Annotated in this window: 12 protein-coding genes; 4 read left to right on the top strand and 8 right to left on the bottom strand. The window is 58.2% G+C overall.

What is annotated here, in order from left to right; all coding sequences use genetic code 11:
- Positions 1-27: 27 nt before the first annotated feature.
- Positions 28-1,146: an NADH:flavin oxidoreductase gene (locus ACYZTY_RS08830; protein ID WP_461958133.1), complete on the bottom strand. Its 1,119-nt coding sequence runs from the start codon at positions 1,144-1,146 to the stop codon at positions 28-30.
- A 102-nt stretch (positions 1,147-1,248) separates the two neighbouring features.
- On the opposite strand from ACYZTY_RS08830, the gene ACYZTY_RS08825 reads away from it, so the two are divergent.
- Positions 1,249-1,620 (top strand): winged helix-turn-helix transcriptional regulator, encoded by a 372-nt coding sequence (locus tag ACYZTY_RS08825; protein ID WP_461958132.1) that lies wholly within the window; start codon positions 1,249-1,251, stop codon positions 1,618-1,620.
- A 118-nt stretch (positions 1,621-1,738) separates the two neighbouring features.
- On the opposite strand, the gene ACYZTY_RS08820 is transcribed toward ACYZTY_RS08825, so the two are convergent.
- From ACYZTY_RS08820 to ACYZTY_RS08805, 4 genes are all read right to left on the bottom strand, one after another.
- The gene (locus ACYZTY_RS08820) at positions 1,739-4,825 is read right to left on the bottom strand and encodes an efflux RND transporter permease subunit (protein ID WP_461958131.1); all 3,087 of its coding nucleotides are present in this window, start codon (positions 4,823-4,825) and stop codon (positions 1,739-1,741) included.
- Complete coding sequence (locus ACYZTY_RS08815; protein WP_461958130.1) at positions 4,822-5,943, bottom strand: efflux RND transporter periplasmic adaptor subunit; 1,122 nt, start codon at positions 5,941-5,943, stop codon at positions 4,822-4,824. The genes ACYZTY_RS08820 and ACYZTY_RS08815 overlap by 4 nt, the downstream gene beginning before the upstream one ends.
- A 177-nt stretch (positions 5,944-6,120) precedes the next feature.
- The gene (locus ACYZTY_RS08810; protein ID WP_461958129.1) at positions 6,121-6,741 is read right to left on the bottom strand and encodes a TetR/AcrR family transcriptional regulator; all 621 of its coding nucleotides are present in this window, start codon (positions 6,739-6,741) and stop codon (positions 6,121-6,123) included.
- 129 nt (positions 6,742-6,870) lie between these two features.
- Complete coding sequence (locus tag ACYZTY_RS08805) at positions 6,871-7,254, bottom strand: winged helix-turn-helix transcriptional regulator (protein WP_461959282.1); 384 nt, start codon at positions 7,252-7,254, stop codon at positions 6,871-6,873.
- 101 nt (positions 7,255-7,355) lie between these two features.
- Here ACYZTY_RS08805 and ACYZTY_RS08800 point away from each other — a divergent pair, with 101 nt between their 5' ends.
- The gene (locus tag ACYZTY_RS08800; RefSeq protein WP_461958128.1) at positions 7,356-8,105 is read left to right on the top strand and encodes an NADPH-dependent F420 reductase; all 750 of its coding nucleotides are present in this window, start codon (positions 7,356-7,358) and stop codon (positions 8,103-8,105) included.
- Between the two features lie 134 nt (positions 8,106-8,239).
- On the opposite strand, the gene ACYZTY_RS08795 is transcribed toward ACYZTY_RS08800, so the two are convergent.
- Positions 8,240-9,760 (bottom strand): nucleobase:cation symporter-2 family protein, encoded by a 1,521-nt coding sequence (locus ACYZTY_RS08795; RefSeq protein WP_461958127.1) that lies wholly within the window; start codon positions 9,758-9,760, stop codon positions 8,240-8,242.
- A gap of 255 nt (positions 9,761-10,015) precedes the next feature.
- Between ACYZTY_RS08795 and ACYZTY_RS08790 the strand changes: the two genes are divergently transcribed.
- Both ACYZTY_RS08790 and ACYZTY_RS08785 read left to right on the top strand, forming a co-directional pair.
- Positions 10,016-10,297, top strand: coding sequence for a BrnT family toxin (locus ACYZTY_RS08790; RefSeq protein WP_461958126.1), 282 nt, complete (start codon positions 10,016-10,018; stop codon positions 10,295-10,297).
- A 3-nt stretch (positions 10,298-10,300) separates the two neighbouring features.
- Entirely contained in the window at positions 10,301-10,633 is a 333-nt protein-coding gene (locus ACYZTY_RS08785) for a BrnA antitoxin family protein (protein WP_461958125.1), read from the top strand.
- 81 nt (positions 10,634-10,714) lie between these two features.
- Here the strand turns inward: ACYZTY_RS08785 and ACYZTY_RS08780 are convergent, their stop codons facing one another.
- Together ACYZTY_RS08780 and ACYZTY_RS08775 are read right to left on the bottom strand one after the other, a co-directional pair.
- Positions 10,715-11,542, bottom strand: a complete 828-nt coding sequence (locus tag ACYZTY_RS08780; protein ID WP_461958124.1) for an arylamine N-acetyltransferase family protein — start codon at positions 11,540-11,542, stop codon at positions 10,715-10,717.
- A gap of 112 nt (positions 11,543-11,654) precedes the next feature.
- Positions 11,655-12,449 (bottom strand): exodeoxyribonuclease III, encoded by a 795-nt coding sequence (locus tag ACYZTY_RS08775; RefSeq protein ID WP_461958123.1) that lies wholly within the window; start codon positions 12,447-12,449, stop codon positions 11,655-11,657.

The raw sequence follows: 12,449 nt of genomic DNA, 5'->3' as shown, positions 1-12,449 counted from the left end.
AACGCGTAATGCAACGAGCCTATGGTCTTAAACCAATTCGCCTAAAGATGCGGGGTTGAATCCGTTCAAATCTGCATAGTCGCCATTTTCGACCTTTTTTACCCAATCATGGTCACTGAGCAGGACGCGACCAACAGCGATCAGATCAAACTCTTCGCGCTCCATGCGCTCGACGAGGTGGTCCAGGCTCGCAGGAGCTGACCCCTTGCCGGCGAAAGCATTCGTCACGTCGTTATCCAGGCCAACCGAACCAACGCTGATGGTCGCGGCCCCCGTCACTTTCTTCGCCCAGCCCGCGCAGTTCAGACCGTTTTCGCCGTCAATCTCGGGGAATTCAGGTTCCCAGAAGCGGCGCTGCGAGCAGTGCAAGACGTCGACACCCGCCTCAACCAGCGGCAGCAGCCAGTCTTCCATCACCGCCGGCGTTTCAGCGACGCGGACCTCGAAGTCCTGCTGCTTCCACTGGCTGACGCGCATGATGATCGGGAATTCAGGGCCGACCGCCTGACGAACAGCAGTGACGATCTCGCTGGCGAAGCGCGAGCGTTCCTTGATCGTCGGTCCGCCGTAACGGTCGGTGCGCTGATTGGTACCGGACCAGAAGAACTGGTCGATCAAATAGCCATGGGCGCCATGGATCTCGACGGTATCGAAGCCCAGGTGTTTGGCATCTGCTGCAGCCTTGGCGAATGCTGCGACCGTGTCTGCAATGTCCTCCTCGCTCATCGCAACGCCGCGCAGGTCACCTGGCGAATCGAGGCCAGATGGGCTTTCCACTGACGCGTCAGGCTCCCAGCCGTTGATGTAACGCGCGGCACCCGTGTGCCAGATCTGCGGTGCCATGCGGCCGCCAGCGTTGTGGACCGCATCGATCACGTTCTTCCACCCGGCCAGCGCCGCTTCGCCGTGGAAAAAAGGGATGCCGGAATCGTTACGTGACGCAGGGCGATCAATGACGGTCCCTTCCGAAAGGATCAGCCCAACACGCCCCTCCGCTCGACGTTGGTAATAGGCAGCGTTCGCTTCACCCGGTATGCCTTCAGGTGCGAAGAGCCGCGTCATCGGAGCCATGACGATCCGGTTTTTCAATTCTAGCGATCGGATGGAAAAGGGACGGAACAAAATGTTGGTATCAGGGTTTGACATTGATATGGACTCCATTGCGTTTGGAGGGCATATAAGTATATTTTGTAAACTAAATGTCAATTAGGCACCTTAAGTAGCCTAGGTATATCAGAGGAAACCCCAGTGCTCGAATTACAGCCGCAATGCTTCTCGTCGGACTGCCCTAGCCGGGTGCTGTTTGATCAAATCGCAGACAAGTGGTCCATGATGGTTCTGGCCGTGCTCGATGACGGACCACAGCGCTTTAACGCCGTCAGGCGTCGATTGGAGGGGGTGACACAGAAGGCACTCACACAGTGCCTCCGGCGGCTAGAGCGCAATGGTCTGGTCTCGCGACAGGTCATCTCGTTTTCGCCCGTGGCGGTGCAATATGAGATCACACCGCTTGGCCGAACCTTGCAGCAGCCGTTTCGCGAATTGCACAAATGGACGCTCGTCAAATTGCCCGAGGTCGAAGCGGCTCGGTTGCAGTTTGACGAGGTGGCGGCACGATGACGGTGCAAGCAGGTTTGTGCTGACTCGCCTGCGAGGGGCTGCTGCATTGGCGACTGCACTATTGAATCGTGCGTTCTGGTTCACGGCCGTCAGATTCGGGTACAACTGCACTCAGGTATCAAGCAACATGAGTGTTCGCTGCAAGCTCATGCGCGGGCTCAGGCTTGATCTTGAACCAGAGGGCGTACATTGCTGGCAGGAACATCAGGGTCAGCACGGTGCCGGCAAACGTACCGCCAATCAAGGTGTAGGCCAACGTTCCCCAGAACACCGAATGGGTCAGCGGAATGAACGCCAGCATCGCCGCCAACGCCGTGAGAATCACGGGCCTCGCACGCTGCACAGTGGCTTCGACCACGGCGTCGTAAGGTGACAGGCCGGCTTGCTCATTGGAGTGAATCTGGCCGATGAGGATCAGCGTGTTGCGCATCAGAATCCCTGACAAGGCAATCAGTCCCACCAAGGCGTTGATCCCGAACGGCTGCTGGAACAGCAGGAGAATTGGCACCACACCAATCAGGCCCAAAGGCGCGGTGGCGAACACCATCATCATTGCCGACATCGAGCGCACCTGAATAATGATGGTCAGCAACATCAGCGCGATCATGATCGGGAACAACGGCAGCAATGCCTTGTTCGCTTTACCCGACTCCTCGATCGAGCCGGCAAACTCAATCCGGTAGCCCGCCGGCAGTTTTTCGATGATGGGCTGCAACTGCGTTATCAAGGCGTTGGAGACATCGGGAGGTTGAAGACCTTCAGCCACGTCACCGCGCACAGTTATCGTCGGCGTACGATCACGACGTCGCAGAATGGGCTCTTCCATGCGCACATCCACCGTCCCTACCTGGGACAGCGACACGCGCTGCCCTTGGGCGCCGGTCAGCGTGAAGGCGGCAATTTTCGACGGATCCAGACGCGTCTCTCCCGCCGAGCGAGCGACCACCTGAACCGAACGAATGTCCTCACGCACCTCGGTGACAGGCACCCCCGTGAGCAGGAATTGCAGCTGTTGCGCGACATCGGTCGAGGTCAAGCCGAATGCTTGCAGGCGATCCTGATCCAGCGTGAGATGAAGTGCCGGCGCACGCTCACCCAAGTCGGTGTTGACGGTCCTCATCATGGGGCTGGCGGTCATGACCTCACGCACCTGCGCGGCGATATCCCGCAACACCGCGGGGTCGGCGCCCATCACCCGAAAGGCCACCGGATACGGCGAATAAGGACCAAATACCAACTGCGTCACCCGCACCCTGGCTTCAGGCGCCAAGCCATCGGCTGCGGCTTGCCTGAGGCGGAGCTTGAGCGCCTCGCGCTCTTGCTGACTCGCGGTCAGGACGACGATTTTTGCGAAGGATGGATCGGGTAGCTCAGGGGCCATCGCCAAATAGAAGCGCGGCGCGCCCTGGCCAATGTAAGCGGTGACGATCTTGGCTTCCGACTGCTGAGCCAACCACGCCTCGACCTTGGCCGCGGCCACATCAGTCTGTTCGATAGAGGTGCCGTGAGGCATCTGCACCTCAACCAGCACCTCCGGTCGGTCGGACGCTGGAAAGAACTGCTTCTTGACCACGCCCATGCCCAGAATCGCAACAAAAAACAAGCCCATCACAGATGCAGCCACCAGGCCTTTACTGCGGATTACACCGCCCAGCAGGCGCCTGAAGCGCTGGTAGTTCGGAGTACCGTAAATCGCGGTATGCCCGCCTTCAGGCACCTTGATCTGCGGCAGCAGTTTGACGCCCAGGTAAGGGGTGAACACCACGGCCACCACCCAGGAAGTGATCAGCGCGATGCCAACGATCCAGAACATGTTCGCGGTGTACTCACCGGCGGTCGACTTGGCAAAACCGTTGGGCATAAAGCCGATCGCCGTCACCAACGTCCCCGACAACATCGGCGCGGCCGTGTGGCTCCAGGCATAAGCGGAGGCCTTGATTCGGTCGTAGCCCTCCTCCATCTTCACCACCATCATTTCAATGGCAATGATTGCATCGTCCACCAGCAGTCCCAGCGCCAGAATCAACGACCCCAGAGTAATTCGATCGAAGTCCTTGCCCGTGGCCGCCATGACAATGAACACGGCGGCCAGGGTCAGCGGTACCGCCGCGGCAACCACAACGCCGACACGCCAGCCCATGCTGAGAAAACACACCAGCAGCACCACGCCCAGGGCAGCAAAAAACTTCACCATGAACTCGTTGACGGATGCGCCGATATTCACTGCCTGATCCGTGACCTTGGTCAGGCTCATGCCCAAAGGCATCTGCTCATTGATCGCTGTTGCCTCAGCGTCCAGCGACTTCCCCAAATCCAGACCGTTCCAGCCATCGCGCATGACCACGCCGAGCAACAATGCGGGCTCACCATTGTTGCGTACCAGGAACGTCGCAGGGTCCTCATAACCGCGCTTGACCTCAGCCACATCCGACAACTTCAGGGTTCTGCCCTGCACCGTCAGTGGGGTATTGCGAATCTTCTGCAGGTCATCAAACGCGCCATCCAGACGGATGAACACCTGTGGGCCCTTCGCTTCAACTGAGCCAGCCGGCGTTATCATGTTCTGCGTGTTCAACGCACTGAAGATGTCTCGAGCGGAAATGCCCAGTGTCGCCAGACGCTCGTAGGACAGCTCGACAAAAATGCGCTCGGCCTGTTCACCGATGATGTTGACCTTCTTCACACCCGCCACATGCAGCAGACGCTGGCGCAAACTCTCGGCTTCGCGCACCAACAGTCGTTGCGGCTCGCCCTTGGCCTTGAGCGCATAGAGCGCGAAGGTGACATCGGAATACTCATCATTGACCATCGGGCCGATCACCCCAGACGGCAATCCCTTCTGCTCATCCAGGATTTTCTTGCGCGCCTGGTAAAACTCCTCCTGGACAGCTGAGGGCGGCGTGCTATCGAGCAGATAAACCGTGGTGAATGCCAAGCCGGGCCGGGTAAAGGTCTCGGTCCGGTCGTACCAACGCAGTTCCTGCATGCGTTTTTCCAGCTTTTCTACCACCTGGTCCTGGATCTCCTGGGCCGTCGCCCCTGGCCAGGCGGTGACCACCGTCATTTGTTTAATGGTGAATGCGGGGTCTTCCGCACGCCCCAGTTTGAAGAAGGCGTACAACCCACCCACAGAAATCAGCAGGATCAAAAACAGGGTGATTGAGCGCTCGCGTACCGCCAGCGCCGAAAGATTGAAGCCGCTCATCGACTCACCTCAACCACCGTTTTTTGCGTGGCACCGGCAAGTTCAGTCCTGACCTTCTCTCCCTCATTCAATAAGTGCGCACCCAATGCGACGACACGATCACCCACCTGGAGATCACCCGCCACGCGCACGCTGGCCTCGTTATTCAGGCTGAGAACCTTGATCGGGCGCCATACCACATGCTGCGGTTCTCCCTCAACCACCCAGACACCCGGGCCTTTACCCGCGTCGTAGAGGGCCCCCATGGGCACCTGTACTTCCTTGGCGTCAGCAACATCCGTGTCAGCGATAACCACTGAGATCGTCGAACCCAGGGTGGCGTTGGAGAGCGCCCCCTCCAGCACATAACGCGCTTCAAACGTTCGGGTCTGTCGGTCGGCAGAGTCGGACAACTGGCGTAAACGCGCTTTACCTGCAGTCTGGTGCTGACCGTATAGCTCAACCGTCCCCGAAGATCCCAAAGCAGGGCGTAACGTCTCGGGCAACTGGATCACCGCCTCGCGCTGCCCTGAGTGGGCAACACGCACCACCACCTGACCTGCGCCAATCACCTGCCCCGGCTCAGCCAAGGTGTCCACCACAACCCCATCAGCATCAGCCAATAACGTCGAGTAACCGGTCGCGTTTTTCGCCACATCAGCCTGGGCTTGAGCAGCGTTGAGTTGGGCTTTCGCCGAGTCGGCAGCCGCTTTGAACCCTGCGTATGCTGAAGCAGATACCGCTCCGACGGACACCAAATCACGGTAGCGACGCTCATCATCGGAGGCCTGCCGGGATCGGGCCGTAGCGGCCAGCACCGCTTCCTGCTGCGCCCTCGCGGTCAGCGTCAGGTCGTTGGCATCGATGCGCATGAGTGGCTGCCCCCGTTTGACACTCTGCCCAGAGTCCACCAAGCGCTCCAGGACTTTCCCTGGCACCCGAAAACCGAGATCACTCTGAACTCGAGCCGCGACGATACCTGTGAATACCCGTGCAGCAGGCGTGGAGGGTTGAACCACGCCGATGCGCACCAAGGGCACTTGAAGACGAGGATCGGCAGGCACGGCCTCGTTGCAGGCCACCAAGGCAAACGGCAACAAGACAATGAAAATGAGTGACAGGCGGTGGCACTGGATCATAAAGACCTCTCGGTAGCGGATGCGCCATGCTTATTCAAGTGACCAATTATGTCAATAGTCACTACCGAGACGAATGAACATCGCCCACTTGATCAGGAGCAAAGCAGAGAGGCTTGATATCTGGTTTTTCAGGCGCACACGCTGATACGGATGCGCATCGCATCCGTCAGCAGAGGTTTAGGGCATCAGGCTGCGCAGAACAAGATTGGAGATGAGAGAAGGGGCTTCTTCAACAACATCGAGGTTGTACTGCAATAGCAGAGGATTGATGAAGGGTCGCAGAGCGAGATGAATCGCTTCTACTGTCTCGTCCAACGGTGTCTTGCGTTCAAACTCGCCGAGTTCTCGCCCCTCACGCACGATTTGCAACACGAAGTTCTTGATCTGAGCGTCATAGACTTGCGAGCTGGGCCAGCGCTCCGACGCGGAGAACGCTGCGATGTCATAGAGTTTACGGTCGTTAAAGAACAGGCTCACACCTGTAGCGATTAAGGTTTTGACCAATCGACGAAAACGCTCAGTCGGCGAGATGCCGTCTACGTTGATGGCCTGCTCCACTGCCGCAACGATTTCAGTCAGGCAATTTGTACAAATTGCGTTACCAATCGCCTGCTTGGATTCAAAGAACTTGTAGATGTATGCCTTGGAAAAACCGATGGCCTTGGCTAGGTCAGAAACTGTTGTTTTGCCGTAACCGTACTGACTGAAATGCTCGTTGGCCGCCGCGACAATCTGGTCTCGAATGTCGTGATCGACTGGGCCTCGGGCGCTGGGCGAAGAAACTGATGGCTGATTCATGCGAGCAGCTTACTCATCCCAAAGGTGGTTGACAACTTGTGACCGAATTGTAATTTAGTCAACGATCGACCCTTTCGCAGGCATCCGTGCCCCCCCCTCCACTGAGGGGCACGGCGTGCCTGAGAGGCACTATGGGGCATCGGTTTTGGCACGCTCTTCATGGTGCAAGTGCCGAAGTTCGGCCCAGTCGATGAGCGCAGTCATCGTCGGGGCAAGTGCATGACCGAGTTCTGTCAGGGCGTACTCCACCCGTGGAGGCACTTCTGGATAAACGGTTCGATAAACGATGTCGTCTTGTTGCAGCCCCTTTAACTGTTGGATCAGCATCTTCTGCGTGACGTCAGGAATCAGTTTCTCCAGTTCGGAGAACCGAAGCGGCTGGCCCTTGGCGGCCATCAACTCATTGATGATGACGATCTTCCACTTCCCCTCCAGCACGCGAAGCGTGGCGTTTATGGCAGCGGACCATGCCTGCCGCCGTATTGGGTTCTCACATTCCCACTCACGATCCATCATTACTTACCTTTGGGTGGGTTACAGACAAAAACGTTGGTTCTTGCGAATTTTGCAGCATCGATAATACCGTAGCCGAACTTTGAATCTCTGGACGAACCATGAAAATCGCTATCGTTGGAATCGGATCTATTGGCGGAAACCTTGCTCGTCGGCTCGCCGCTGCTGGCCATCAAGTCTGCGTGGCCAACTCCCGCGGCAAAGCTGCCGTGAGCAGCTTTGCAAGAGAGGCCGGCGTCACCCCTGAAGACCTCAAAGGCGCAATAGCGGGCGCCAATGCTGTGATACTTGCCATCCCTCTGCCTGCAATGGCAACGCTTCCAGAAGACCTGCTATCCGAACTACCCTCCTCGGTTCCAGTGGTCGACACCAGCAACTACTACCCTGGCCTGAGAGACGAGCGGATTCCCGCATTGGAATCGGGTCAAACGGAAAGCGTCTGGGTCAGCGAGCAGATTGGCCGACCAGTCATCAAGGCATTCAATAATCTCCTGGCTTACTCGCTGGAGAATCTTGGTCAGCCGAAAGGGACAGAAGGCCGTCTGGGCGTCGCCGTCGCTGGCGACGATGCCAATCAAAAAACGCTCGTGATGCAGCTCGTTGATGACGTTGGCTTCGATCCGGTGGACAGCGCAAACCTTGAGGATTCATGGCGGCAACAGCCATGCACTCCCGCGTACTGCTGCGATTACACCGCGGCTCAAATGCGTCCGGCGCTGGCCGCAGCAGTAAAAGGAGCCGCAGCGCCGAAACGAGAGGAGTTTAATGCGCGCTTGCCTGAACTCTTCGCCAGTAATCCTTCCCACGCTGACGTGGTGGCATTTAACCGAAGATTCAATGCGGTCGACTGAGATCCTCGTCACCGGTCCATTCGTTAGCCGCAGTTAACGACTCAGGGGCTTTTTTGTGGGCGATGGCAAATCGTCGCCCAATGAAAAAGGGCCGATCTGTCCCCAGATCGGCCCTTTTTCACGCCTCAAAGCAATCAGACATGCTCGCTGCTTTTACTCAGCACTTTCGGTGCGCCGTGACCGTGATCCGCGTCCACTTCAACCACCGGCACTTCCTTGCCGTCGCAGTCACGCAGTTTGCCTTCGCTGAAGTAATCCCCTTCACGCAACGCCGCCAGGTCCTGGTAACGCAGCACCCGCTCAGTACCGGCCGCAAACACCGATTGCTGATCCGAGTTGCCGGCGGTGATGTGGTTGAAGGTCAGGTTGAGCACGATGGCCATGATCGCCGAGGAACTGATGCCCGAGTGGAAGATGGTCGCGAACCAGCTTGGGAAGTGATCGTAGAAGTTCGGCGCGGCGATCGGGATCATGCCGAAGCCGATGGAGGTGGCAACGATGATCAGGTTGACGTTGTTGCGGTAATCAACCTTGGACAACGTGCGAATGCCACTGGCCGCCACGGTGCCGAACAGCACGATACCAGCGCCACCCAGTACCGAGGTCGGTACTGCGGCGATGACCCGGCCCATGAACGGCAGTAGACCGAGTATCACCAGGAACAAGCCGCCGGTGGCGACCACGAAACGACTCTTGATGCCGGTCACGGCCACCAGCCCGACGTTCTGGGCGAAGGCGCTTTGGGTGAAGGAGCCGAAGATCGGCGCGATCATGCTCGACAGCATGTCGGCGCGCAGGCCATTGCCCAGGCGTTTGGAGTCAACCTTGGTGTCGATGATTTCACCGACGGCGAGGATGTCCGCCGAGGTTTCCACCAGGGTCACCATGACCACGATGCACATCGACAGGATCGCGGCGAAGTGGAACGTCGGCATGCCGAAGTGGAACGGCGTCGGGAAGCCGAACATCGGGCCTTGCGTGACCGACGAAAAGTCCGCCATGCCGAGGAACACCGCGATGATCGTGCCGATGACCATTGCCAGCAGGATCGACAACCGGGAGATGGTCGCGCTGCCGATCTTGCTCAACAGCAGGACCAGCACCAGCGTCACCGCCGCCAGACCGATGTTCGCCATGCTGCCGAAGTCCGGGGCATGGCTATTGCCGCCCATGGCCCAGCGTGCGGCTACTGGCATCAGCGTCAGGCCGATGGTGGTGATCACAATGCCCGTCACCAGCGGCGGGAAGAACTTGGTAATTCGCGAGAACACCGGCGTGATCAGCAAACCGATCAACGACGCGGCAATCACCGCCCCGAGAATCGACTGAAAGCCGCCCTCCCCGCCGCTGCTGACGATCGCCACCATCGTCGCAACACCCGAGAACGACACGCCCTGTACCAGCGGCAACTGACACCCGAAAAACGGTAAACCGAGGGTTTGCAGTAATGTCGCCAAGCCCCCCGCAAACAATGAAGCAGCAATCAACAAACCGATGTCCGCCGGCGAGAGACCAGCCGCCTGGCCGATGATCAAAGGCACCGCGACGATGCCGCCGTACATGGTCAGAACATGTTGCAGGCCGTAAGCCATATTCGCGCCGACCCCGAGGTTTTCGTCCTCAGGCCGTTGGTGTGAAACATGGGGCGTTTTCATGGTTGGGGGGTTCCCTGGTTTTTTGTTATGCGCACACTGTATGCAAGACTCAGGACAAATGTCTATAGAGTTGTATACAACTCACCAGTCAGATTATGGACATGTGTCCATGCTGCCCTTTGGCTGCGCGGTTTCCCCCTCCAAAAAATCTTGAAATACATCCGGCGTTCGCCTTCTCCCCTGCCCGCTAGTCTTTTGCATTCCAAGCGACCGCCGGCACGGACGCCTCTCGCTTATACATATAAAGTATGCATAATGAAGTCATTCGAAATTCAGTATCACAAGGCAAAAAACGCGGCCAACAAACTAAAGCACCAAGGCATTAGCCTCGCCGAAACAGAAGCTGTGTTTTATGACGAACGAGCACTGACGATTCAGGACGACCATCATGATGAGCAGCGGTGGATCATCATGGGGATGGATGCCAAGGCTCTTTTACTGGTCGTTGCGTACACCTATCGCGATCCGAATTTCGTTCGAATCATTTCCGCGCGCATCGCTAACAAAAACGAGCGTCGCCGCTATATGGAGGATTGACCGATGAAAGACGAATACGACTTCAGCAATGCCAAACGTGGAGCGGTTGCCTCCAGCAAGGGTAAAACCCGAATTACCATCATGCTCGATGATGTCGTCATCGAAGCGGCACGCGCCTTGGCTGAGAGCGAGGGGTATGGCTACCAGACGGTGATCAACAACACCTTGCGCCAGACGTTGCTCAGCAACAGAGAAAAAACTGCCGGGCACGATCAGTACGCCGCAGTTGCGAATGCCGGACATTTCAAAGAAGGCGTGACAGCTTCTGAACTGAAGAGCCTGGAGAAAAAGCTGTCAGAGGTGTTGAGTGAAATCCATCGTGTGATTGAGCCTTGAGTGTGTCCAGGTTCACACCCAAGCAAGGCCCGAGGGCGCACGAAGGGCAGGTGTATTGACTCTGCCCTTTCGACGCCACGGCTATGTTGCTTGAATCAACCGCCCAAGTACCCGCTTCAACCCCGCATGCTCCGGCACCCGAATCCCGAACTCCCCCTGCAGCAACCCAATCAATTCCTCCACATCCGTCACCTGCCGCCGTTCGCTGTCGGCACCCACCCGATGAATCGCAAAACTGCCGTTGTTCAACGTACGCCTCCAGCCGTCCCCGGTACGCGCGACCATCAGTTGTTTGGCAAACGACGACTCGGGATTGGTCGAGACGTACCAGTTGCCGACAGCGTAATCGATGTCTTCCTGGCGTTGCAGGTCGAAGATGTACATCGGCCGCCACTCGCCGCTTACGTTGGCGCGCAGCGTGTAGCCGTCCTCATGGCGTTCGATCCGATACGGTTCGTGGGGCGTGAGCTGTGCAGCATCGGTGTCGAGCATGAGCGGTGCGGTGGGCACCATGCCGCCGAAACCGACGTCGGTGATGTAGCGCACGCCGTCCAGAGTCACCAGGCTCAGGCGGTGCGTGCGGGCAGTCCATGCGCCTTCGGGCTGGCCCATGACAACTCGGCCGGTGATGCCGCGTGCATCGAAGCCCAACGCCTGAAGCAACGCCAGAAACGCGTAGTTGAGTTCGTAGCAATAACCACCACGCCCCTCGTGCAGAATTTTCTGTTCGATGGATGGCAGGTCGACGAGTACCGGCTCGCCGGACAGCGTGGTGAGGTTTTCGAACGGAAAAGCCCCGGTGTGGCGTACCTGAAGTTGGCGCAGGGTGTCCAGGGTCGGCGCCGGGGGCGCGTCGAAACCCAGGCGTTGCAGGTATAACGCAGGGTTCGTCAGGCGTGGCTCGCTCATTGCTCGGTCCTTATGCATGGGGCCGCGGATCTCTCCGCCGATGGGCGCCATGTATAAGGGATAAAGCGGTCCGACTGACAATTGATTTAGCCAATCGCCCACCCTCTGAACATCAACACCGTTTGCGCGAACTCAAGCGAATCCACGTCGGCGCGTGATCGCTGGCGTGCGGTTCGTTGCGAACCCAGGCATCGACCCCGGCCTCATGCAAATAGGGACTCAACGCCGGGTTGAGCAACAGATGATCGATGCGCAACCCCGAGTTTTTCTGCCAGTGCTGCCTGAAATAATCCCAGAAGGTGTAGAGCCGATCCTCCGGGTACAAATGACGCAGGGAATCGGTCCAGCCCTGCTCCAGCAAGCGCTGGTAACACTCGCGACTTTCCGGTTGCAGCAAGGCGTCCTTGAGCCAGGAGCGCGGGTTGTAGATGTCCAGGTCGGTGGGCACCACGTTGTAGTCGCCCGCCAGCACCACCGGGTGCTCGCTGCTTTGGAGGTCCTTGACATAGGCGATCAGCCGCTCGAACCATGCCAGTTTGTAGTCGAACTTCGGCCCGGGTTGCGGATTGCCGTTGGGCAAATACAGGCAGCCCACCAGAATCCCGTGTACCGCGGCTTCCAGGTAGCGGCTATGGGTGTCGGTATCGTCACCTGGCAGACCGCGCCGGCTCTCCAACGGTTGCGCATCACGGGCCAGAATCGCCACCCCGTTCCACGACGACTGACCTTGCCAGATTGCGCCGTAGCCAACGGCTTCAAGCTCGGCGGCAGGGAATGCGCTGTCGACCGACTTGAGCTCCTGCAAGCAGGCAATGTCCGGTTTTTCCCGCTCAAGCCAGGCCAGCAGATTCGGCAGCCGGGCACGCATGCCGTTGACGTTGAAGGTGGCGATTTTCAGATTTTTCAT

The sequence above is a fragment of the Pseudomonas sp. LB1P83 genome, from assembly GCF_054897885.1.
The sequence above is the reverse complement of the archived record's forward strand: the minus strand, read 5'-3'. Positions and strand labels throughout refer to the sequence as shown.

What these genes read in the sequence shown, in the direction of transcription:
- ACYZTY_RS08775 (WP_461958123.1), bottom strand. Translation starts at nt 12,449, where the DNA reads ATGAAAAATCTGAAAATCGCCACCTTCAACGTCAACGGCATGCGTGCC.
- ACYZTY_RS08795 (WP_461958127.1), bottom strand. Translation starts at nt 9,760, where the DNA reads ATGAAAACGCCCCATGTTTCACACCAACGGCCTGAGGACGAAAACCTC.
- ACYZTY_RS08790 (WP_461958126.1), top strand. Translation starts at nt 10,016, where the DNA reads ATGAAGTCATTCGAAATTCAGTATCACAAGGCAAAAAACGCGGCCAAC.
- ACYZTY_RS08810 (WP_461958129.1), bottom strand. Translation starts at nt 6,741, where the DNA reads ATGAATCAGCCATCAGTTTCTTCGCCCAGCGCCCGAGGCCCAGTCGAT.
- ACYZTY_RS08780 (WP_461958124.1), bottom strand. Translation starts at nt 11,542, where the DNA reads ATGAGCGAGCCACGCCTGACGAACCCTGCGTTATACCTGCAACGCCTG.
- ACYZTY_RS08820 (WP_461958131.1), bottom strand. Translation starts at nt 4,825, where the DNA reads ATGAGCGGCTTCAATCTTTCGGCGCTGGCGGTACGCGAGCGCTCAATC.
- ACYZTY_RS08800 (WP_461958128.1), top strand. Translation starts at nt 7,356, where the DNA reads ATGAAAATCGCTATCGTTGGAATCGGATCTATTGGCGGAAACCTTGCT.
- ACYZTY_RS08785 (WP_461958125.1), top strand. Translation starts at nt 10,301, where the DNA reads ATGAAAGACGAATACGACTTCAGCAATGCCAAACGTGGAGCGGTTGCC.
- ACYZTY_RS08805 (WP_461959282.1), bottom strand. Translation starts at nt 7,254, where the DNA reads ATGGATCGTGAGTGGGAATGTGAGAACCCAATACGGCGGCAGGCATGG.
- ACYZTY_RS08830 (WP_461958133.1), bottom strand. Translation starts at nt 1,146, where the DNA reads ATGTCAAACCCTGATACCAACATTTTGTTCCGTCCCTTTTCCATCCGA.
- ACYZTY_RS08815 (WP_461958130.1), bottom strand. Translation starts at nt 5,943, where the DNA reads ATGATCCAGTGCCACCGCCTGTCACTCATTTTCATTGTCTTGTTGCCG.